At 47.2% G+C, this 24,440-nt stretch carries 7 protein-coding genes and 2 riboswitches; all 7 genes read right to left on the bottom strand.

Translation table 11 applies throughout. The features are described from left to right. Positions 1 to 4: 4 nt before the first annotated feature. Positions 5 to 3,841, bottom strand: coding sequence for an autotransporter outer membrane beta-barrel domain-containing protein (locus tag GCWU000321_RS08145; RefSeq protein WP_007070745.1), 3,837 nt, complete (start codon positions 3,839 to 3,841; stop codon positions 5 to 7). 61 nt (positions 3,842 to 3,902) lie between these two features. Continuing rightward, positions 3,903 to 6,881 (bottom strand): TonB-dependent receptor plug domain-containing protein, encoded by a 2,979-nt coding sequence (locus tag GCWU000321_RS09670; protein ID WP_007070744.1) that lies wholly within the window; start codon positions 6,879 to 6,881, stop codon positions 3,903 to 3,905. Between the two features lie 205 nt (positions 6,882 to 7,086). Further along, a riboswitch (cobalamin riboswitch) is annotated at positions 7,087 to 7,275 on the bottom strand. A gap of 135 nt (positions 7,276 to 7,410) precedes the next feature. Further along, complete coding sequence (locus GCWU000321_RS09260) at positions 7,411 to 7,815, bottom strand: OmpH/Skp family outer membrane protein (RefSeq protein WP_007070743.1); 405 nt, start codon at positions 7,813 to 7,815, stop codon at positions 7,411 to 7,413. Between the two features lie 45 nt (positions 7,816 to 7,860). Continuing rightward, complete coding sequence (locus GCWU000321_RS08130; RefSeq protein WP_007070742.1) at positions 7,861 to 8,580, bottom strand: YbjN domain-containing protein; 720 nt, start codon at positions 8,578 to 8,580, stop codon at positions 7,861 to 7,863. Positions 8,581 to 9,161: 581 nt separating this feature from the next. Next, entirely contained in the window at positions 9,162 to 9,323 is a 162-nt protein-coding gene (locus GCWU000321_RS09640; protein ID WP_007070739.1) for a hypothetical protein, read from the bottom strand. 255 nt (positions 9,324 to 9,578) lie between these two features. Further along, positions 9,579 to 17,969 (bottom strand): autotransporter outer membrane beta-barrel domain-containing protein, encoded by an 8,391-nt coding sequence (locus GCWU000321_RS08120; RefSeq protein WP_040381576.1) that lies wholly within the window; start codon positions 17,967 to 17,969, stop codon positions 9,579 to 9,581. Positions 17,970 to 18,224: 255 nt separating this feature from the next. Continuing rightward, entirely contained in the window at positions 18,225 to 23,678 is a 5,454-nt protein-coding gene (locus GCWU000321_RS08115; protein WP_007070736.1) for an autotransporter outer membrane beta-barrel domain-containing protein, read from the bottom strand. 332 nt (positions 23,679 to 24,010) lie between these two features. Further along, positions 24,011 to 24,175: riboswitch (cobalamin riboswitch) on the bottom strand. Positions 24,176 to 24,440: the final 265 nt, after the last annotated feature.

Here is a 24,440-nt window from a genome sequence, read left to right as displayed (position 1 = left end):
CCGATCAGAAAGCAAAACGCAGACCCGCATTGACTTTCCATTCCACTTTATAATCGCCGCCAAAACCTCTTGTCACATTCGCATAGAAAAGGTTGCTCCCGTTCAGCCGGTAAACGCCTCCGAGAGTCAATTCTGCCCACGTATCGCCGAAATCCTGTTCCACACGGGACGTATCTTCTCCTTCTGCGCTGAAAGTGGCAGCCGTATCCCCTTTAAATTCATGAAGAATGCTTGCTTTGGCATACAAGCTGCCTTTTTCTGTTGCCCTTCCGGCTGCGATGCCCAAACGGCCGATGAAGCTGCTCATGCTGTCCTGATGGACATGCATTTTCTTATCTCCGTCAAAATCGCTGGCCGCATCATAATCCGCGCTGCCCAGCCTGGAGAAAAGCAGCTGGATCTGTGGTTCGACATAACCCGCGGCGGTGCCGAAACGTTTCCCGTATTCCACAGACAATCCGTATCCGGTGGCATGATAATCGCCATCGAGTTTGCGTCCCTCCGCATTGTAAACAGTGTAATCGTTTTCAGCACGGCCGATCTTGCCGACAATATCCACATACTGTCCGTCATCAAAGACCTTGGTTCCATAGATACTTCCTACATAAAGCTTCGGATCTCCTTTTCCGCCAAAGTCATACTTCGCATTGCCGTCATTATAATCAAAGGCTCCGCCGATGTGCCAGCCGGATCCCAGTTTATGATCCGCCCCGACCTGCGCGCCCCAGAAACTGTCGGATAAATTGGTTTTATCTTTATCATACTTCACTTTGCCGCCATAGGTTCTCGCCCACATGCCGCTTGACGCGCCGAGGCGGAGATCACCAAGGCGCTGATTCATATCCGTCATACCGGAACGCCAGGACAGCATGGAAGTCGTCATCGCCGACTTGGCTCCGCGCATCATCATTGTTTCCCTGTCTCCGAGGATATAGGCCACACCGCCGGGAAGAGATGTCGGTATCAGTCCGCCTGCGGGACTTACGGCTGATGTCCTCAACGCAGAGGGAACCGCCATCATTTTCATCATAAGAGGGCTTTTGGAAAGTTCGCCGAGCCTTCCTTTTCCGGTAGCGCCGTTAAAATCAATTCTGCCTGTTCTGGCAACAGACCGTGCAGTCAGTCCTTCATTCAATTTCACCGTGCCGTCCAGATTCCGTTCCCCGCTTGTATACGCCGTATAAGTCAGTTTGCCGGCAAGCCTTTCCATCGCTTCCGTTTCGCCCAAACCGCTCCGGTCGCCGCTCATCGTGATCCCGGAATTGGCAGCCGCCGCGCTGATCGTCACGCCGTCTCCATTTTGGGTCAGCGTACCGAAATTGACTGTCGTATTTCCGCTGTAATGATCTATGGTAATTGCTTTATCGGACTTCTGGTTAATGATGCCGGCGCCGGCTGCCGTGTCTCCGCCATAGAAATGGGTAATACGGCTTGCGCCGTTGCTGCCCGTATCTTCATTATCTTCTCCATAGCGTGTATTTCTCGCCTCATTCGTCCACGTCGCGCCGTTTCGGAGCCACATGTTCACCGTACCGCCGTTATCCACAATGCCGTGAAGCCGGGAATTGGCTGTGGTAAAGGCCGCATTGACAGTTCCTGTGGGAAGGACGAAAATATCGCCGTTGAGATTGACATCTGCCGTCCCCGGCGTATTCCCTCCAATGCCGGTATTCATATTAATCGTACCCTGATAAGCGCCGAGCGTATAGTAGCCGTAATTCATGCCGGAAGGCACCGTTATCTGCCCGCCGCCGACAGACACTTTGCTTCCTGCCGCATTGACAGTGATCCCGTTGCCGTAGACATCAAAGTTTATATTTCCGTTGACCTGTACTTCACTATCATTTACAGATGCCAGAATGCCCGCGTTATTGAAACGGGAATACACATTTTCGTAATTTACGGGAATGCCCCAGACCGTATTATCGGCGCCCTTGATATTCACATTGCCGTTGATGATAATCTTGGAAGAAGCGGCCGCTTCATAGCTGGATTCACCCCAGCGATTCGTCTTTTGGATGGCAATGCCGTTCCCGCCCAGGCCGCCTGTCATGGCGATATTCACCGGCGCGTGGATGGTAATCTGTCCGGAGCCGGTTTTCGGTGCGTCAAGCCAGATAGCATTGGTTATGGAATTGCCGCCCGGAAGCCCGGCAGTAATGACATTGACCTTTCCTGCGGTAATGGTGACATTCTTTCCGCTTCCCGCATAGATTCCCGCAGGGCTTCCGATGGTATGGGCGGACTGGAGCTGCAGGGCATGGGTGCCGGCATGGATAATCACATCATTTTCCTCATGGGCATCTACGGCGGCAAGGACATTCGTCACCCGGTCTCCTGTCTTATAATTATTTTTTGTCGGCTGGATGACCGCGTCTTCATCAAAGGTATAATTTAAATTATCGTCTGTATTATCGAAATGAGGAGGAGTCGTATTCGAATCCTTCACTGTACCTGTAATTTTATACTCATAATCAGGCGTACGCATGACCGCATCCGGATTGGCGGTCCGCACCGCCGTCAGGGAGCGGGCGGTCAGTCCCTCCGCCCGCGCGGCGGACAGGCTTGCCAATGCCCCCTTCACCTTATCCGGCTGGAGCATCGCCATGAAGTTAAACTGGAACATGCCGCTGTTGTTGGAAAAGTCCGTCGCCCTCCAGGACTGGGGCGTGGTATTCCCATCCTTATAGACCAGCAGGTTCTGCCCGGCTTCCACCCAGAGGCGGTGCGTATGGTATTCCGCATTCAGCTTGCCGAACCACCCGTCATAAGTCCCGCTGGAAACGGGGTTGCCCCAGCTGACGGGATTCTCCGACATGAGGTTGGACACCGTGGTCTGATAAACGTCCATCTCGACGCCGCCGGCGCCTCCCAGGTTATACCGCATCACATAGGCCGTACCGTCGGGCAGCACTTTCAGATCACGGAAATCTTTTGCGCCCTGTTCATTTGTAAAGGTATTCGGCAGCGTGATATTCCTCGTATTCCCCGTGCTCAGCCCGCCATCATCCGACAGAGTGGCTGCCGTAATGCAGGTGTCCCCGTTGCCGAAGCCGTAATTCTGATACCCGCCGATGGCGGAGACCAGGATATGGTCATTGTACAGATTGAGCCGCGCTTCATCGGTATTCTTGCCTACCCTCGTGTAGTCCTTGCGCTCCAGCGAACCGTCCTGCCCGATCCGGTAGCGGATGAGCCAGCCTTCATCATAATTCTGGTATCCCCCTTCCTTATTGATGCTGGCAAGGGCATACAGATTGTCCCCTTTCACCAGCAGGCCTTCCCCGTGGGCCTTTGCGGATGCGCCGTACGCGGGGTTATTCTCTTCAATCAGAATCCCGTTTATTTCATTTAATAAACTGTGTGTCCCGCTTTGAAGCAGTGCAATCGCGCTTCCTGAAATATCGCAGACGCTCACATTCCCCAGGTCATAGCCGGTGACGATAAGGTAATTCCCCCAGGACGCCGCGGCGTGGGTATTCACCGTCGTGGAAATTGTTCCCGTGCTTTCCGGGGCTGACCACTGGTTGTTTTCCGCATCCAGAAGTTCATTGGATCTCAGATTCGTCTGGCTGTACGTATACTGGCGCAGGAATATCTTGCTGTCCCCGTTCACATGGAGATGGAACAGGCCGGGATCCCCGTTCAGATCCGTCCGCAGATCTTTCCCGATGCCCCAGATGTCAGTTTTCACACGGGAGCCCCGGACCACCCCCATCACGCTTTGGGCATAGTTGGACGGCGCTGTCACCACCAGATTGGCCGCCTCTGCCGCCACGCCTCCGCAAAGCACTGCCGCCGCCATCATGGCAGCCGTTTTGGATTTACCTTTGGTACGCATAGATACCTCCTTTTATAATATACACAAATCCGGATGTCCGGATCTGTAAAACGGACCGATATCAGAACTCATAGCGGACCGTGCCGTACCACGTCCGTCCCTGGATGGGATACTCCACATTCAGGTACCCGTAAGAGTTCGTGCCGAGGCAGACCCATCCTTTCTGCTTCGGCGCCCGGTTGAAGATATCGTTGCAGCCGAAGGCGATCTGCCATGCCTTGCCCGGCTTCACCTTGACGCCCGCATTGATGACGCTCAGCGAGGGATACGCGACCCCGTCATCCGTTTCGTCCCCCAGTTTATTGTATCTATACTCATTGATCGTATAGTAACTTGAGGTATAGTGCCACTCGCCAAACAGGGTAAACCGGGGATTCGGGAACCAGGAGAACCGCAGATTCCCTTCCCATTCCGGCTGGAAGGTCGGATATACTTCCCGGTACACCGCATCCCCCAGCGCCCACTCTTTATTCTGCCGCCGGAACGCCTTGATTTTCGTATAGGCGCCTTCCAGATCCAGGCTGAAATGGCCCCACTTCAGCCCTGTCTGCAGTTCAAATCCGTGTATATGCCCTTTTTGGTCATTGAAGTAGGATGCCCAGTCGGGTCCTGCCCGGTACAGGTAGAGCATCCGGTTCGCATGGCGCCAGAAGTAGGTCAGCGTAGCATAGGCGTCGGAATGGAGGAATTTCCCGTTCCACAGCGTACTGAAATCGAACTGGGTCCCGTACTCCGGCTGGGGGAACTTGGAAGCGGTCCCCCTCTTGTTGGCGGGAACCGGCAGGATGCCTGCCCCGTCCCCGGCAATTTCATACATATTGAGGAGGCGGAAATAGGTTCCCCCTGTCATGCGCAAGGTAAGATTGTCATTCACCTGTTTTTTGAGCGCCAGCTGCCAGGTGCCTTTCCCGTCCTGCTGTCTGTCCCGCGGCGTGATCCAGTGGAACCACCGCCATGCCGTATCGGCGAAGCGTTTCCCCTCGCTGTAGCCCACGATGACTGACCGGTTATACCGCCAGGCGGGGGTCAGGAACCAGGTGCCTTTTTTGTCCAGCGTGATGGTGTCCTGGATCTGGATATTCCATATATTCTGGTCATACCGGTTCCGTATGGCGCCCAGAAGCGTGGAATAATCGGAATCGCCGAGCACTTTATCCATCAGGGATCCGTTCACGTGCATCCGCTCATGGGAGTAATTGGTCTGGAATTCGAGGAGCTGTCTGTTTCCCAGCTGGTAGGTGCCGTCGAGGAGGAAATTATACTTGCGGGAAATAAACCGGCTCCATTTGCGGAAAGGGACGTCTTCCCAATAGACCTGGTTCTCATTTAAGTGATACATATGTTCCACGTCATAGTATTTCTTCTGTTTCTGGAAATCCGCCGTCCAGCCCCATTCCAGGCGGCCGTTATGATGGCGGTTCTCCACCATCAGTTCGTTCGTGTAAAGGCGCTGCCGCTTCCCTTCCGCATAAAAGGCGTCATCTATCCAATCCACCGTGTAGCCGAGACACGCGTTCAGTGTGGTATTGCTGTATCCTGCCCACAGGCTGTCCGGCAGATGGCGCTTGATGCGGTTCCAGCTGCCCTTCACCATCCACTCGTCATTCTGCCATTTCACGATGGCGCTCGTATTCTTCCGGTCATTCCATCTCCGGTGCCGGTTTTCCGACATAGATTTGAGTTTTTCCACCCTCTTTTTTACATATTTGTGCCTTTCCACGATTTTTGTATACTCCTCAGACTGTTCCGGGTCGACATACTTCCCCTGCGACAACCATTGCGCATTATACTTGGCAAGCCGATCCGCCTTGTCCAAAAACTCCTTGTTATTCTCAAGAACCGCACCGTCCACGGCCGCTTTCACATCAGCATTTTCCGGCTCATAAAAATATGAATCCTTATTATTCCATGAATATTTGAGTTCATTAATTACATCTTGTTTCATACAAGCTTTGATCTGCGCTATTTTTTCCTCATCCCCGCCGGCTTTTTTGATCTGCTTCAACCAAAATTTATAATTTCGTTTAAACGTTTTGTCATGTTTCAGAAAATAATTTGTTGCCTCTTCCTGCGAAACCAGCTCCGCGTACTCGTCTTTCCAGGTCCGATCCATGTTCTTCCTTGCCTGGTCCATATCATGTTGGTAGATTTCCTCTGCCAAGGCGCCGCTGCTGGCAAACGCCATCCAGTCCTCAACATTCCCCGCCTTATATTTATTTCTCGTTTCATCGGAAAGATGAGTAGAGTAATTCCTTAATGTAAGCATAAGCCATGTCTTCTTGTCCCCACTTTTTTCATACCAGCCTAATTCTGTTTCATAACTTAGCATCTCATACTTTGCTTCTTTCTTGGATTCTTTGGAATTCATGACGTAATTTTTATAAGGGAAGTCGCCTTTGGCCGTTTCATGATTAAGCCCCACCATGAGGCTTCCGTTCCCCAGCGGCGACATCACTTCGAGCGAGGCACTTTTGCCCCCGAAGGATGATTTCCCGATTTCCGCCGAGATATCCGCCTTTGCCGGTCTCTTGGTCACGATATTCACAACGCCCCCGATGAAGGTTCCCCCGAAACGGGCAGGAATATACCCGCGGTATACTTCGATACGCTCCACATTCTTCACCGGAATGGTGGAAATATCCACGGCTGCATCTCCCCCCAGATTGGTCAGGATACCGTCCACGAATACCCCGACCTGGGCCGCCGTGGAGCCGCGCACGGTGACGACCGTATACTGCCCCTTGCCGTTCACTTCGCGCACATGGACGCCGGGAACCATTTTCAGAAAGTCCGCGAGATCTTTTTGCTCCCCTTTAAATTCTTCCGGACGGATGACCGTAACGGTACCGGGTGACAGTTTGGATTCCCAGTCAGGGCGCTTCGCCTCGACGGTGACCCCCGCCATCCGGAAAGCCATATCATCTTCTGCCGGCGCAGCCGGTATCTCCGCCGCCCGGACAGTCATACAGGCAGCCGGCACCCCGATGGCAATCATAACCGCCATCCTCAAAAAATGCAGATTCTTCTCTCTCTTCATCATAAGCTCCTCTCGTACTAAATATCAGCTGCCCTTTCATCCCTAAAGGCAGCCATACTCCCGTCCCTACAGGGTTCTTCATCAGCTTGTTTCCATTGTGATTCATCTCCATTCATTGCCACCGTATTTACTCATAACAAAAAGGCACAACCAAACTGAAATGAGAAAAATTTTTCCCATCTCCCATCCGGCTCATGCCTCGCGAGTCTTTTGATGATGAAATCAAACGGCACCCTGGCTCGGTTCATTGTCTGCCTGCCCCTCTGTGAAAGGACCACAGCAGGCCGACTTCCCTTACAGTTGCGAGACAGCTCCGGCTTTTCACCGGATTCCCCGTTATTAGATTCCGTTATCTTGTTTTTTTAATTATCAGCTAATTGAATTCTATCATAGAATTTTTACATATTCAATTTTATTTTGTAACTTTTTGTGGATTTATTTAACCCCCATCCAATGTTATTGATTCTTAAAAAATGCAAAAAGAGTATCCCGGGGAAGCAATCCCGCCGGATACTCTTTTATCGTTCTGTCATTATTTCATATTTGCTTTTACAGCATCTGTCAGATCGATACCGCCATAAATAACGTCTCTTGCATTGATGACCATATCTACGCCTTTATCTTTAGCCGCTTTCTCCACAGCCGCCCGGAATTTTGCCTGGATGGGAGCCATGACTTCATTTTCCTTTTGTGCCAGCTGCTGGTTCAGTTTCTGTCCGAGTGCCTGTTTATCCTTATCTGACATATTTTTAGATTGTTCATTGAACTGATTCTGTAATTTCTGCTGTTCAGAAACCACAGTCTTCCCTGCCTGCATAAAAGCCGGCGTGGAAGACAGGACATCCTCCACATTGACATAACCGGACGCTGCGTCAGCCTGCGCCATCATTCCAAGAGAAGCAGCTGCCATAATCATAGAAATAAGAATCTTTTTCATATGTAAACCTCTTTTCCAAAATAAAATACACGTCTCTTTCACTCTTTATTTCTTCCAGAGCTTTTCCATAATTGTCGGATACACCGCATTTAAATGCCCCTGGATCTGGTTCAGGATCGCCACAACGAGCGGCGCATCAAAATGATCAAGCCCCGCAGGGATACAGCAGGTCAGCAGCACGTTGCCGGCTTCATCCACACTGTATTTCAGCATACGGTACTGGTCATTCAACGCATTCAGCTCTTCACAAACGGTCGCCTTTTTCTCTTTTGTTACAATCGCTGCCGCCACCTGTACCTGGATGATCGTGTAAACACTGTCGTCAAACAAAATCATGAAAGGAAGGTTCTGTCCGGCTACAGGAAGGTTACTGCGGAAAGCCTGGGAATGCACGTCATCCTTAAAATCCTGAATACCGAACCCGCTGATTTTCGCATCTTCCAGATGCTTCTTAAACAAAGCTACCTTTTCAATCCCCACCTTTACTTCCGGCACTGCTGTTTCCGCTTTTACCGTATTCTTATTCTCCGCCATTTTGTACGCTCCATTTCTCTGGTCACGCCAGAACTCAAACAATAATTCTGTGATATCCCTGTACACTTTTTCTTTTTCTTTCAAAGGAAGATTCCAGTCATTTGCCATATGGGCTTTAAAACGCAATAATTTGATTTCTTTCAGTAAATTCAGATATAACTGTTTGCTGACAGGAACAACATTGCCTTTTACCGCTTCCACCCGTTTAATCTCATCCTTTAGTTTGATCATGAATGATCTCTCCGATTTTTAAATACATTTGCTGATTATTTACTATCCTGCCGGCATTTGGGATAAATAAAAATCTGCGGGACAAGCCAGACAGTTACCGAATGTACAAGTATCTACTGCCCCCTATCCTGCAGGTCATTAGAAAATTGAAAACAAGCGGCATCCGACTGGGGTTTCTCACCCTTCACGGCTGTAAAACAGTTCCGGATTTTCACCGGATTCTCCACAAAAGCCTTTCGACTTTGTCTTCTCTCTGAAATTGTTCTGAACAAAGGTTGTTCAGATATTATTATATTATCATAAGGCATATACTATTTGCAAATAATTTTTACTTTTTCTTTTCTTCTTATGGTAATTTTATTTTCATTATTTTTAAACTTTCTTTCATCTTGGATGCCAAGGGACGATAAATCCCTGCCGGGATTCCGACCGCTTTTTGCCTACCGGTAAAGTGTCACTCATGTCAAAACGTCATCCGGAAGGCCAGCCAAGAATCCATTACCATCACACTGAAGCCGGTAAGACGTCATAAAAGTAAATAGATTCTTCGCTCAGTGTCATATTGCTGCTTCCCATCTTTCTCACAAGATATTCTTACCCCTGCTCAGAATGACGGCGGACGGTAAGACGTCATCCGCAGCGTCGGTAAAGGATCTATTGCCGTGATGAGGAAGCCGGTAAGGCGTCATCAGAATAATAGATTCTTCACTTAATGTCATGTTGCCGTTTACCTGCTTTCTCACACAGCATTCTTGCCTCCGTTCTAATGACGGGGTACGGAAGTCGTCATAATGACAGAAAACGTTAAGCGTCATAATGACGAGAGACGAAAGACGTCATCCTGAACGCAAGCGAAGGATCTATTACCGTGATGAAGAAAAAGATAAACGGAAAAGGACTGCCTTCCCATACCCGGAAAGGCGGTCCTTTCGTTTCTTCTTATTCAGTTCTCATAGCAAAGCTTTCTTCTATTCCCCTTTCGAAAGCGTTCATCATCCTTAGAAGCTGAAGCGGATGCCCGCATCTATCCTCCATTTGTTCGACAGGTCCGCCCCGAAGTTTCTCGTGTAGGTTCCGTACAGGTACGTGTTCCTGTTCACCAGCCAGCTTCCTCCTACTTCAAGGTCTATCCAGCTGTCTTTCAGGTCTACTTCTGTCCCGCTCGTCGGTTCGCCTTCTGCACTGAAGATGCTCTTCACCGTTCCTCCGAATTCATGGGCCAGCCCTATCTTCGCAAACAGGTTGCTTCTTTCTGTCTCTTTTCCTATTCCCAGTCCGATTCTTCCTATTACGCTGGTCACTCCGTCCTGGTGGATGTGCATTTTCTTGTTCCCGCCCATGTCGCTTACCGCGTCATAGTCTTTTCCGCTTAAATGTCCTGCGGTGAGTTCAATGCTCGGGTCTATGTAGAAGCCGTTTTCTTTCTTCATCCGCTTCCCGTATTCCATGCTCAGCGACAGGCCGTTTGTCCTGTACTTCCCTTCCAGGCGGTGGTTCATTTCGTTGTATACGGTGTAGTCGTTCTTTATACGGCTTCCTCTAAGGATGATGTCAAGGTACTGTCCGTCTTCTTTCTGCATGGCTCCGTACAATGCCAAACTTGCCAGTTTTTCTTTCCCTGTTCCATTGGCATAGGTGTCCTTCCCTGTTCCGTAGTCCAGGGCCGCCCCGATGGTCCAGTTTCCTTTTTTCTTGTCGTAACCTACCTGGGCTATGTCATAGGTTTGTTTGAGGTAGGTATTCTGTTTGTCCATCTTGTTCTTTCCGCCCAGGTATCTGGCCCAGATGCCGTTTTCTTCTTTGGCCAGTCTTATGTCTCCCATTCTTCTCTGCAGATCGTTGTTGTTTCCTCTCCACAGAAGGACGGCAGAGGTCATGGCTGTTTTGGCGCCTTTCATCATCTGGGTTTCTTTGCTTCCATAAATAATGGGAGGCTTCGGCTTGGGGTTCGGGTTGGGATTGGGATTCGGTTTGGGGTTCGGATTCGGTTTAGGATTTGGCTTGGGGTTCGGATTCGGATTCGGGTTCGGTTTAGGATTATCTTCTGTTGCCGGGGTATAGAGATACTGGCCTTGTCCTGTTCCCGCTTTATAGGTCATGGTTTCCAGTCTCTTTGTTGCTGATTGGGCTGTGAGGCCTTCTGCAATTTCTACTGTCCCTGCCAGGTTCTTTTCTCCGTTTTTGTAGGCTTCGTAGTACAGTTTTCCTGCCAGTGCGTTCAGTGTCTCGCTCACCAGATTCTTGTCGGCTGCTTTGCCTGAAGAGGTATTCAGGCCAGTATTGTCTATACGAAGAGTAATACCACTTCCCGCTGCCGCTTTCCGAACAATAAAATCGCCGCCCTTTATCTTGGAAGGATGTAATTTATCATGTTGATAGAGCACTTTCACATATCCGGAATAATTTTCTACCGTAATGGGCTTTTCATTTTCCTGGAAAATCACACCGGCCTGATCTGCACTCTTACCTCCTACAATAGAACGCAGTTTGCTGCCCGTAAAGGAATGAAAAACACCACGCCACTGCTCTGACGGTACCATGGTTCCCCAGACCTCATTATGCCAGGAAGCGCCATTTTGCAGATACATGGATAATCCTGTACGTTCACGAATGTCTTTCTTATCCGGTTCGTTTTTATTGTGTTCTTTAAAATCATCCAAAACGACACCATGCAGGACAGAGTCAGATGTTGTCAAACCCAAATTGATAACTGTCGGTCTGGAACCGCTGATATTGGCACTTTCTTCTCGGTCTATAATGCCGATGTTCCCATACACTTTTGTTGTACGGTTTCCTGCTCCAATCATTTCTCCCGCTTGATTGAGTTTGGCATTCATGTTAATAATCCCTTCTTCCGCATTAAGAGCAAAATGGGATATATTTTTATGCTTTTCTGTCCGGATCGTCCCACCGCCGCCGATGGTAATTGTCGAACGTGCGCCGGCATGTATGCCTGTTCCGTCAGTGGAAATATTGGCATCTCCACTGATGGTGATACTGCTGCCCGGCTGATCCTTGTCATAATTTAAACCTGAGAAAATACCATTGACAAAATAATGGTTCAGGAAAGAAGCATCTTTTAACGCCTCCTGCCCCGGTACTTTTACTTCCATATTGACATTACCATTGATCACTACACGTCCATGATGGACAGTGGCAATCCCATTGGTAAAAGTCGGTTCCGCCTCTCCGGTTGCATCAGGTTCCTTGTAATATTTATTTGTGACATGAATATCGACATCACCATTAACAGTGACAGTTTTTCCCGGAGAAGAACCGGAAATAATACCAAACGTATCTTTGCCGCTGGCTTTGGACTTCAGCTGGTCAACATTGAGTATTAATTTTTTTGCGGTAATATTAACATCATGAACCTTTTTATAATTATTATCAGCTTTATATCCACGTCCGCAATAACTCTGTATCCCATACTGATCCTTGGAATTCAGGGTAAGCGTCATCCCCGGCGCATTGACAGTGATTTTATCTTTTTCACCAGTAATAGATTTCACATTCAATATACTGTCTTTCGTAAAATCATACGTCTTTGTATCACTGTGCCAGACTTTATATTTAACAAAATCACTTGATGACGCAAAAGCAAATTGACCATTAATAACACCTTTATTAAATACCGTTCCGGTCTGTCCTTCCGGAGGAGGAGTCGGATCAACTGCCGGAGTATAAATGTACTGGCCCTGCCCGTCCGCATCTTTGTAGGTTATTTTCCCTTCTCTGCTCGCGGACCGTGCTGTCAGCCCTTCGGCAATCTCTACTTTTCCGGTAAGATTTCTTTCTCCATCTTTATAGGCACTATAGTACAGTTTGCTTGCCAGTTTGTTCAGTGTAGCGCTCACAAGGTTTTTATCCGCTGCTTTTGTGGATGAAGTATTGAGACCTTTGTTATCTGTACGGAGAGTAATATGCGAGCCTTCACCGGCATGTTTTACCACAAAATCTCCCCCGATAATATTTCCATCAGAGCTGTGGTCATAATATACCATTTCATATCCGTTATAATTTTCAACCGTAATAGGCTTGTTTTCTTTTTGATGGATGATTCCCCGCTCTGCTTCCGAAGCTCCGCCAATCAATTTTCTTACCTTGCTCCCCGTATAAAGATATGAATCTTTATTCTCTCTTTTCTGCACTGCTGCAGCACGCTCCGTGCCAATCCATCGGTTTTCCCATAGGCCACCGTTCTTCAAATAAATATCTATACCTGACTGATGCGGATTATTTCCATTTTCAGCAAATTCATTCAGCACGCCGCCAGTCAGTTTAGATTTACTTGTAGTGAGTGCAATAGAAACAAGAGAAGCATGGTTCCCCGGATTGGGGTCCCAGCCGTAGTTTTTGTTGATAACACCAAGATTACCATAAACTTCTACATCTTCCGTACCCGGCTCATTTCCATTAGTACCGGTATTCATAAATACCGAACCTTCTTCAGCAAGCATTGCATATGTTTCGGATGTCTTAATTTCATGGGTTTTGATCTTTCCGCCGCGAACCGTAATAAATCCATCCTTGTTTGCCTGAAGAGCAACTCCGGTAACGTCCATATCTACATTGCCGTTAACTGTAAATTTCGAGTCTCCATGGCTTCCATCACCCGTTTTTCCGCCATAACCGGCATAAATCCCGCTCATATAATAATGGGCGACATCTGCCCCTAAAGACGCCCCTCTGGTGGCAGGCACAGCATTTCTTAGCGTCAGTTTCAGATTTCCGTTAACTGTCACCTGTCCTCCATCCAACAAGTATATCCCTGTCACATTATTATTTTCTTTTCCATTTGCAACACCGGAGCCGGAGACATCAACAACCACATCTTCATTCCATGTCTCCTTCTTATCATCTCCCACATAATATCCTATTGTTTTTCCCTGTCCATGTTTAGTAATAGTCTTTGGAAGCTTTGGATCAACTGCCGGGGTATAGAGGTACTGCCCCTGTCCTGTCTCTTTTTTATAGGTGATGTCCTCTACTCTCATGCTGGCAGACTGCGCAGTGAGACCTTCGGCAATTTCTACTTTCCCTGTCAGATTATTCTCACCTTTTGCATAGGCTTCGTAGTATAGCTTGTTTGCCAATTTGTTCAAGGTACCGCTTACCAGATTCTTATCCTCCGCTTTGGTGGATGAAGTATTCAAACCGGTATTATCCGTCCTTAAGGTAATGCCGGAATTGGCTGCTGCTTTGGCAATCTTGAAATCGCCGCCCTTCATCGCGAAGCCTTCGTTCGGATTTATCGGCACCGTAGCGTCATGTTCATAAATTACGGTCGTATGCCCTCTGTAATTCTTTACGTGGATATCATGCGCATCCTGCTGATAAATAGTACCTGCTCCGGATACGGCATCCCCCCCCTGCAAGAATTCTACGTGGCTACCCAATGTATTGGCGGATGCTCCGCCGCCTGCAGAAGAGGAATTATTCCTGTTTTCCCAAACCGCACCGTTTTTCAAGGTCACATAATTTTCACCAATTCCTCTCCATGTAGTACCGCTTACAAGACCTGTAAGTTTAGACTCTTTATTCGTAAGTGAAACCCCGGTTCTGGCATGCTGCGTAGAAATAATATTGCCCTTGATTTCCACAATATTATTTTCATCCAATGGTTTGGCCATATTTCCTTCAGCACCGGATGATTCTAAGGTGCTATTGACCAATACTTCCGCTGCTTCCCGTTTCTTATCGTCAGACCATGATTCCGCCATGATGGAATCAGACGCATCAGTCACAATTCTGCCGCTTCCGATAGATATTTGTCCTTCCGTAGTACGGATAACACGAGATGTATCATTGCCTTTATTTTCCAGATCGACACGGCCTTTGATATCAATCTTGGCAGTCCCATTAACTTCCGCTTTAGCTTCAATTAACGGATAATGCTCAAACTTTCCTGTTGTCCGTATCTTTAAAGTGTCTTCCGCTGTATTTTTATTTTCAATGACCAGTTTGGCCTTTCCGCTTCCGAAATATCCGGCTCCCATACTGGTCTGCCCATGCACGACGATTCCTCTTTGTTCCAAACCGTCTTCTGCAGATATATCTATCCCCTTTGTATTTTTAATAGTAAGCGTTCCACTGTGCATCAAAATACCATGCGGGAATTTTACCTGGGTTCCTTTAAGGGCGATCAGCTTCAACGCATGATGATTCATATCAATCACGCCTTGTCCGTCCCCGGTCCACATAATAGGCGCAAATCCTTTGTTCATGTGCACTTCTGTAGAAGAATCAGTTCCCTCTACAGTAAGAACCACATCTTTATTGAATAAATAATTCCTGTCGCCTGAAGTAACCCCTTTACTCTTCCAATACTCAACAAACCGTCCGCCTTTCAGAACCCCCTCAACAATTTGATGATTCAGTTCATTGATGGTACCTGTATCGGGGGATTTCACATATCCCTGTCCGTTTTCTTTCTTGAACAGGAGGTCTTTCATTTTTATTGTCTGGGATGATGCCGTCAGACCTTCGGCAATCGCCGCTTCCCCTCTCAGATCTTTCTCGTCTCTTGTATATGCTTCATAATAGAGTTTCCCCGCCAGGGTATTCAGTACTTCATATACCTGGGCTTCATTGTCCGTATTGATGTTGTTTCTGTCTGTGACCATGGTGATCCATGAGTTTTCAGTCGCATTGGCGATATGGGTGTCTCCTGCCTTGTAGTCTTCTGCCTTTGTTCCTGCATTCTCATGCGCATAGATCAGTTTCATGTGCCCCGCATAGGTCTCGATACGGATCGTGTTTTCGTCTTTCTGGAATATGACTCCCGCTTCTTCTTTGCTCTTCCCTCCCTGGAGGTAGTATACTTTGCTTCCTTTGAATCCTTCCGGTGTCATTCCATAGGCTTCATTAATCCAGGTCGCACCGTTTTTCATAAACAGGCTCAGTTGTCCTTCGAATCCGTCCGCATTGTTCTGTTTGGTGTGGGTGTCAACGGCCAGACCTCTCCACAGGGAATCTCCTGTCCCCAGCCCGAGGTATATCTGGCTGTATTTCTGCGGTTCGGACGGATTTACGGCTCCGTTAAGGACTCCCACATTCCCTTCAATGGTTACTTTCTTTGTCCCTGCTTCTATCTCATCTTCATCTACATTAAAGTCTATTTTTCCGCTTTCCGCCGCCAGTGCATAGTGCGCTGCATCATCATTGTTCTCGATGGAAACGGTGCCGCCTCCTTTGACCACAACGGTTGAGCCGCCTCCATTGGCCAGGATGCCTGTTCCTTTTACTTTCAGATCCACATCGCCGTCAACAGTGATATGACCTCCTTTTTGGATGGCATAATTGGATCCCGCATAGAGTCCGGCTGTGCTGTAATGGGCATAGGCGCCTCCTGGATTGGCTGTATTCTCTACGCCCCATGTTCCGCCTTCTCCTTTAATGGTCATATTCCCATGGATATCCAGGCTGGAATTTCCTGCCACATAGGCACCTAATGCATAGCCTTTGCCTTTTGACTGTATGGTTACGTCTCCGGTGATGTCTGTTTTATAAGCATTCTGTTTGTTTCCGTTTTGAAGGTGGATACCTTCGGAACGGCCGCTCTTATTTCCCGCTTTCACCGCCAATTCTTTGGCCGTTATGCTGAGACTGTCTTTAGAACTCTGCTGCACGGTGGAAACGGTACCGTTCTGATCTCCGGCAGAAGTAAATGCCAGTCTCTTCCCTTCCGCTTTAATGACTACCGGCTTTTCACTGCTGACCATCGGTTGTCCGTCGGTCATCTGCAGGTCGGTATTTTCTTTGAAGAGATAGGTTCCGTCTGCCTGGCGTATTTTCTTTTCCGCATAGTACTTATCTTTGCCTGCATCCCCTGTAATCGGACTCAGTTCGGCTGCCGGCTGAGCGGTAACTTTTACATCTTCACTCTTTACGGTACCCTGCCCCTTATCTTGAGTAAAAGTAATATTGCCAAATCCAAGTTCCGCTGATGAAGCTGTCAATCCTTCCGCTACGACCGCCTTCCCTTTCAAATTACGCTCATCTGTGACATAACTGGAATAATACACCTTCCCCGCAAGAGCATTCAAAGCCTGAGAGACTTTTTCCTTATTCCCCATATCCAAACCGCTATTGCTCGTAACAACGGTCAGAAAAGAATTCTGCCCTGCCTTATCAATGATAAAATCCCCGGCTGTATAATCTTCAATTTTCGTTCCATCATTCTGGTGATCATATATCAGTTTCGCATTTCCGCGGAAATCATCTATTTGTATCTTACGCTTATCTTTCTGAATAATAACCCCGCCATCGGCATTTAAACGCGTCAAATGACTGTCTCCGACATCTATTCTCCCGTTTTTATCTCTGCCGGTTCCATATTTTTCATGTTCCCATGTCGCGCCGTTTTTTAATGCAAGAAATCCTTTGCTTCCTGTCAGCACCCACTCGTTATACGGCCATGTGTGCAAATCTGTTGTAAATAACCCTTTCAATACAGATTGAGAATTTCCAAGCCCGATAAAAACACTCGAATTCTGTTTTGATCGTATGTCCCCCAGAACTTGTACATTTCTTTCGGAATGGGCTACCGTAACATTCCCTTCAGTGTCCACACCTGCGTTCATGTAAAATTTACTCTTAGCATTGACAGAAACCGCTGCTTCGCCTTTGGAGTCAATTTTCCCTCCGCCGACAGCCGCCTCACCCCTATCAACAACTATACCAGAAGGCGCTTCTATATCGACGTCTCCGTCTACGGTGAGACGAGCCGCTCCGGGAGTGCTTTGAAGATAGATTCCTTTTCCCTCAGACCGTATCTTAACCGCATGGTCAGCACTTCCTCCATTTCTAATCCATAAATTGGAATTAGCTGCTTCATCATCAGACCGTTCCGCAAACAAGTATATGCCATAATCAACACCGCTGACAGACAAACTTCCCAGATTTTTCATCGTCAGATTGCCGCTACGCACAAATAACCCGGCGGATCCTCTGCCACCCCATTGGAAAGATCCTCCGATTCTATGTAAATCACCTTTCCCTGCACGCAGGGACAAATCATGCCCATTCATGTTGACAGTTCCGGTTTTGCTGCTTCCCCAGACCAAAGCGCCAAAAGCATAAAGTTGATCCATAATACCCGGATCTGTCTTATGAAAAACAAGACTTCCCTTGCTCAATTCGGTTGATATAATGGTATTTTTGTTAAACGTATAATCAGAACCGTTTCGGATGCCTTTTCCTGACCAAAAATCCTGCTCTGCTTTCGCACCATCCCAATCAGCTTCAGCAATCTGATGATCCTTATATTCTTCGCCCGATGTTTCCGCATTTATCTGGGAAGGCAAGATAAACAATCCCGACAAAAGACTCAGGAGCACTGCTCTCTTTAAATGACACGGCCAAGTTTTACTTATTCTGGATCTCATTATTTCTCCTCTTTTCTGTACATACTGAAAATAAAACATAAACATGCATAACATACTTACAGCAGATCATTCATATAATCGAAAACACAAAACCGCTTTCATGATTGGCAACACAATTCCGACAAAACACATTCCATATCATCTTTTATAAACACAGAGGAGGTCTGCCGATAACAAACCGGCAGGCCTTCTGTTTTCCTAATATTGATATTATTTTGCTTTCCTGTCTATTTACAAAAGATTATTCTGTCCATATCAGAAGCTGAAGCGAATGCCTGCGTCTATTCTCCACTTGCTGGAAACGTCAGCCCCGAAGTTTCTCGTGTAGGTTCCGTACAGATAGGTGTTCCTGTTCACCAGCCAGCTTCCTCCTACTTCTACGTCTACCCAGCTGTCTTTCAGGTCTACTTCTGTCCCACTCGTCGGTTCGTTTTCCGCACTGAAGATGCTCTTCACTTTTCCTCCGAATTCATGGGCCAGCGCTATCTTCGCAAACAGGTTGCTTCTTTCTGTCTCTTTTCCTATCCCCAGTCCGATTCTCCCTATCACGCTGTTTATTCCGTCCTGGTGGATGTGCATTTTCTTCCCCCCTGCATAGTCGCTTACGGCGTCATAGTCTTTTCCTCCTAAGTGCCCTGCGGTGAGTTCAATGCTCGGGTCTATGTAGAAGCCATTTTCTTTCTTCATCCGCTTCCCGTATTCCATGCTCAGCGACAGGCCGTTTGTCCTGTACTTCCCTTCCAGGCGGTGGTTCATTTCGTTGTATACGGTGTAGTCGTTCTTCACCCGGCTTCCTCTAAGGATGATGTCAAGGTACTGCCCGTCTTCTTTCTGCATGGTTCCGTACAGGGCAAGGCTTGCCAGCTTCCCTTTTCCTGTCCCGTTTGCATAGGTGTCCTTCCCTGTTCCGTAGTCCAGGGCCGCCCCGATGGTCCAGTTTCCTTTTTTCTTGTCGTAACCTACCTGGGCTATGTCATAGGTTTGTTTGAGGTAGGTATTCTGTTTGTCTATCTTGTTCTTTCCGCCCAGGTATCTGGCCCAGATGCCGTTTTCTTCTTTGGCCAGTCTTATGTCTCCCATTCTTCTCTGCAGGTCGTTGTTGTTTCCTCTCCACAGAAGGACGGCAGAGGTCATGGCTGTTTTGGCGCCTTTCATCATCTGGGTTTCTTTGCTTCCATAAATAATGGGAGGCTTCGGCTTGGGGTTTGGGTTGGGGTTGGGATTGGGATTCGGTTTGGGGTTCGGATTCGGTTTAGGATTTGGCTTGGGGTTCGGATTCGGATTCGGGTTCGGGTTCGGGTTCGGATTCGGGTTCGGGTTCGGGTTCGGTTTAGGATTCGTTTCTTTTACATACCCTTGTCCACTTGCTTCACGGAAATCCATGTCCGCCATCTTCAACATCGCAGAGGATGCTGTCAACCCTTCCGCAATCGTCGCCTGCCCTTTCAGGTTCTTTTCCCCCTTTATGTATGCATCATAGTATAGCTTGCCTGCCAGGGTATTCAATGCATTGTACACCTGCTTATCGTCAGTCATCGTAATTCCGCTGTTATCCGTCATCATGGTAACTGATGAATTTTTTGCAGCTTCTTTTATGTGCACATCTCCTGTCTTATAATCTTCCGCCTTCGTACCCGCGTTCTCATGTTCATAGACCAGCTTCATGTTCCCTTCGTATTTATCGATGGTCAGTTTATGCGGATCATTCTGCAGCAGTATGCCTTTGTCCGCGCGCAGGCTTGTTACATGGCTGTCAATAGATTCTCCCTTACCGCGATTCTTGTAGTTGAAATCTGCGCCTTTCTTGTGATAGTATCCTACTCCTACCTGCTTGTGTTCCCAGACTGCTCCATTTGCCAGCACCATAGATACTTTTCCGGGTATCTTTCCCCATTTTTGCGTATCCGGATTAATTCCCGATATATCCGTGGTTACCAGACCCTTCAAGAAGGAGTCTTTATTGTTCAGTCCCAGCATGACATGACCGCCGCTTTCAGCACTGACATCCCCGGTAATCTTTACCGGACGGGTCGCAGAAGTAGCTTCTACCTTATTCTCATCATTCAGCTTTGCATTGACGAGTATCGAGCCGCCTGTATAAGCAGCCAAGGATGCGACATCTGTTCCTCTGATTGTTCCTCCTCCAATAAATACTTTTGCTCCGTGAGACTCAACAGCTCTCCACATCTTGGAGTCAATATCCACAAGTCCTTTAATGTCTACGAGCGCACTTCCATTATGTTTCTGCGCTTCAATAGCACCGAAATCTTCTCCCGTGTCTTTTACACGGATTTTTACTGCATGTGCCGGATCATCATCATTTTCTATGATTAACTTTGCATGGCCGCTTCCGCTTTTCCATCTTTCGTCACCACGTACCCCTGCTACCAGGATTCCTCGTCCATAAAGGCTTCCCTTCGGATCGGATTCGATGTACATTCCGTTGACATTCTTGATTGTTAATGTACCGCTGTAGACGGTAATTGCATTGGGGTTTTTCTTCGGCAGGCGCTCCGTAATGGATTTCAGTTCCAGCCGGTGTCCGGTCATGTCGATATCCCCGACCACATCACCATTCCAGTAGATATTTCCGAACTTATTATCGTTTACCGTTGTTACAGGATCATCTTCCGCATGGGTTACCAGTGACAAGTCATGATCAAATTTATAGTGGCCTTTTCCGTCATAAACTCCCGCTTTAGACCAGAAATCCCGCGCTTCTTCAGCAAAATAGTTCGCTTCCACGATTTGATGGCGTACCGGATTAACCAGTGGCGGCGGCGTGGGTTTTCCCTGCACATATCCCTGTCCGTTTTCTTTCTTGAAGAGCATGTCTTTCATTTTCACTGTCTGGGATGACGCTGTCAGGCCTTCCGCTATTGTCGCTTCCCCTTTCAGATTCTCTTCGTCTCTGATATAGCCTTCATAATACAGTTTTCCCGCCAATGTGTTCAATACTTCATATACCTGGGCTTCATTGTCCGTATTGATATTGCTCCTGTCCGTGACTACTGTAATGTGTGACCCTTCTGCCGCAGATCCGATGTGTACATCTCCCGACTTGTAATCTTCCGCCTTCGTGCCCGCGTTCTCATGCTTATAGAACAGTTTCATATTTCCCTTGTAGTTCTCAATGGTTATCGGTTTCTCATTTTTCTGGTAAATGTTGCCGCCATCAGCCTCAAGGTTTTTGATTTTACTTTCTTTAATGCTGTCTGTTCGGGCTCCTTTTCCTTCATGGTACCAGGAGGCTCCGTCAGAAAGCATCATGTACGTTTGACCAGCTGTTCCGGCATCTGTTCCTATCAACCCTTTTATGTAGGACCCGTCCGTATTCAGAACCAGTCCCAATCTTCCTTTCTGAGCAAGTACATTCCCTTCTATCTGTACATCATGTTTGACTGCTCCTGCCGTAAGAACATTTCTGTCCGACAAATTGCCGTTGATCTGGATTTTACCGTCATTATTTATCTTCAAACTGGACGCCTTATCCCCTTTGGCTATTATTTTCCCGCCGCCGATTGACACATCGCCCTTATTTGCCTGAATTACGCTGACATCATCATTCTCAACATCTACCAAACCTTTTATAACAAGCTTTGCGCTTCCGCCATTCTTTGCACTCCTGCCGTCCACAAGTATAGCTGCGTCTTTTTCCGCTGCCGTATTACGTATCTTCACAGCATGTTCCGCTTGATTATCATTAGATATAGTGAGGCTCGCTCCATTTCTGCCCTGTCCCCAGACATAAATACCGCTCTTTGCATTTTTATCGCCATGTATGTCAATATCTATACCTGCCGCGTTCTTTATTTCCAGATCACCGCCATGTGACAAAATTCCCGACGCATAATGCCTTAAATGATTTGCCTCAGAAACCAAGGTCAGCTTATGTCCGTTCATATCAATAAAGCCATCCGCTGTATAATCCGGATCTCCCCATATGATATTTGCTACATTGGCACCTTGATTTCCCCCGTATGTCAGAGTCTTGGGATTTGATAAATCAACCTTGATCGTGGTATCGGACTTCAGGACATAACGATGATCATCATCCTCACCATCTTTATACCCGTTATTCATCCAATACATATTCCCCGATCCCAGACCATCTTCAACAATCTGTTCACTTACATCCAGATTTGCCGGCGGCACGGGTTTATCTTCTACATACCCCTGTCCGTTTTCTTTTTTGAACAGCAGGTCTCTCATTTGTAATGTTTTAGATGACGCCGTCAGTCCTTCGGCTATCTCTGCCTGTCCCGCCAGCTTCTTTTCTCCGTTTTTATAAGCATCGTAATACAGTTTTCCCGCCAAAGCATTTAAAGCCTTATACACCTGGTCTTTATCTGTATCAACAATTCCTTTATTATCTGTAACTACTGTAATGCGTGATCCTTCTGCCGCGGATCCGATATGGGTGTCTCCCGCCTTGTAGTCTTCCGCCGCTATGCCTGCATTCTCGTGGGCGTAATAGATTTTTCCCGCGCCGCTGTAATTTTCAATTACAAGCTGTCCCGCATCTTTTTGATAAATTGCACCGCCTTTTGCATCACCGGCAAACCTGGTTACACGGCTGCCCTGTCCCGCATTCAGCGTGTTCCATTCACCACCTTCTGAAAGAAAAAGATTCACCTTTCCTTTTATATCTGCCTGTGTTCCGCCGACCCATTTCGATCCGGCAGTAAGACCAACATAAGCTTCTGACCCAGCATCCATGCGAATCGTCCCCTGCAAATCCGCTTTTGATATTCCGATTGCGCTTCCATCCTGATTCACATTGATAAATGTCCGGAATCCTTTCGCGGCGCTGATAAGATACCGTTCTTTCTGATTCTCTTTGACTTTGAGCGTACCGCCGCCAATACGAAGAACATTCTTCTCTGTTTTGCCGCCCCAAAGCGATTCGTCCGTTTTAATCAGGTCAGAAAGTGACCCATTCTTTGAATCATCAATATCCGCTGAAGTAATAGAAATAGTATTATTGCTTCCAATCATATATATGCCATAAGTTTTTGACTGATCGCCCCGATTCCATTGCATAAGGCTAATTGCGCCCGGCTTGATTGTGAATCTTCCATTAATCGCTAAATCAGAACAGTCCATAGACGAAATGCCTGTCGTTTTGATAGAACCGCCGCGCAATTCTTCAATCACTACATCAGCATTGATCGTCGTCTTCACCAGGTCTTCACTTACTTTTTTATTAAATCTCTGGCTAAAATTACCCACTGCGATACCATGTGCAGCAGTATACTTGCTGCCGCTGTCTCCTGAGGGCGACCACAGCGTTTTCGCCTTGATGGTAATCGTACCGTTTTTCCCCGGATTGGTTTTATTGCTGTCAACCACGATAGTTGTCTTATTATTCGCCTTGATCCCGTATGCAGAATAATCGGTCCCCAAATCAGCAACTTTCGTCAAGTCGAGCGTCAGGTCATGACCCGCCATATCAATATTAATTGTCTTAATTGAGGCCTTATCATGCGTATATCCTAAAATACCTGCTGCGACGGACTTGAATCTTTCTTTAGGCATGTTATTTTTATTAACAACCTGTGCCAGACGGTCTGCAGTAAATACTTCACTTTCACTGATCGGATTTGTAGACTGATCTGCCATCACCTGGCATGTACCCGCCAGCAGCGCAATTGTAACACCGGCAGCCAGCCGCCTCATCTGTAATTTACTTACCTTATTCCGTTTCATAATTCCTCCCTATTTTTCAAACATAAACTCTCCGCCGGATACTCGATTAGCATCCCGGCCTTGCCCGATAGCAGGCAATTCATCCTCTTCTAAAACATACCCATCCGGATCTGAACCGCTTACCGCGGTCATGAAACCCGTGTCACATGAACCGGATTTACTCCAAAAAGTATTTCAAATTATCCATGCCCGGCACTCCCTTTCATCCACTCCATTAAACGCAACAAAAAACGAGACAATAAAAAGATGCACAGATTTCATAATTCTAAATCTGAACCGGATTTCCCATATCCGGCTTCCTTATGCATCTAACCTTATGCCTCGCAAGTCATTAGAAAATCAGAAAACAAAGTGGCACCCTGACTTAGTTCCTCATTCTGTCATATCTCCGTGAAAGACTTACTATGACACAATTCCCCATACAGTTGCGGGCCAGTTCCGGAGTCTCACCGGATTCCCCACATGAGCTCTTCAGCTTTTGTCCTCATATAGTATTAAATTATTGGATAACCATTATTTATTAAGAAACAGCTATTTGTATCTCATAATTTCAAATGATTATCTAATTTCATCTTGTAAATTATACTATATTACTTCTCACATATCAACAATAAATGATATTCCAATTGGTAATTTTAATTATTTTTTATAAATCCTTTTCAAATACAATGTTAACTTACTCTGTTTCGCATACTTATCTAATTATCTCCCAAGTATAAAAGACTGCCGTCCTGTCCCCAGGAAAGCAGTCCTTTATTTTTT

Source organism: Dialister invisus DSM 15470 (assembly GCF_000160055.1).
Taxonomy (GTDB): domain Bacteria; phylum Bacillota; class Negativicutes; order Veillonellales; family Dialisteraceae; genus Dialister; species Dialister invisus.
This window is presented reverse-complemented; position numbering and strand designations above follow the sequence as displayed.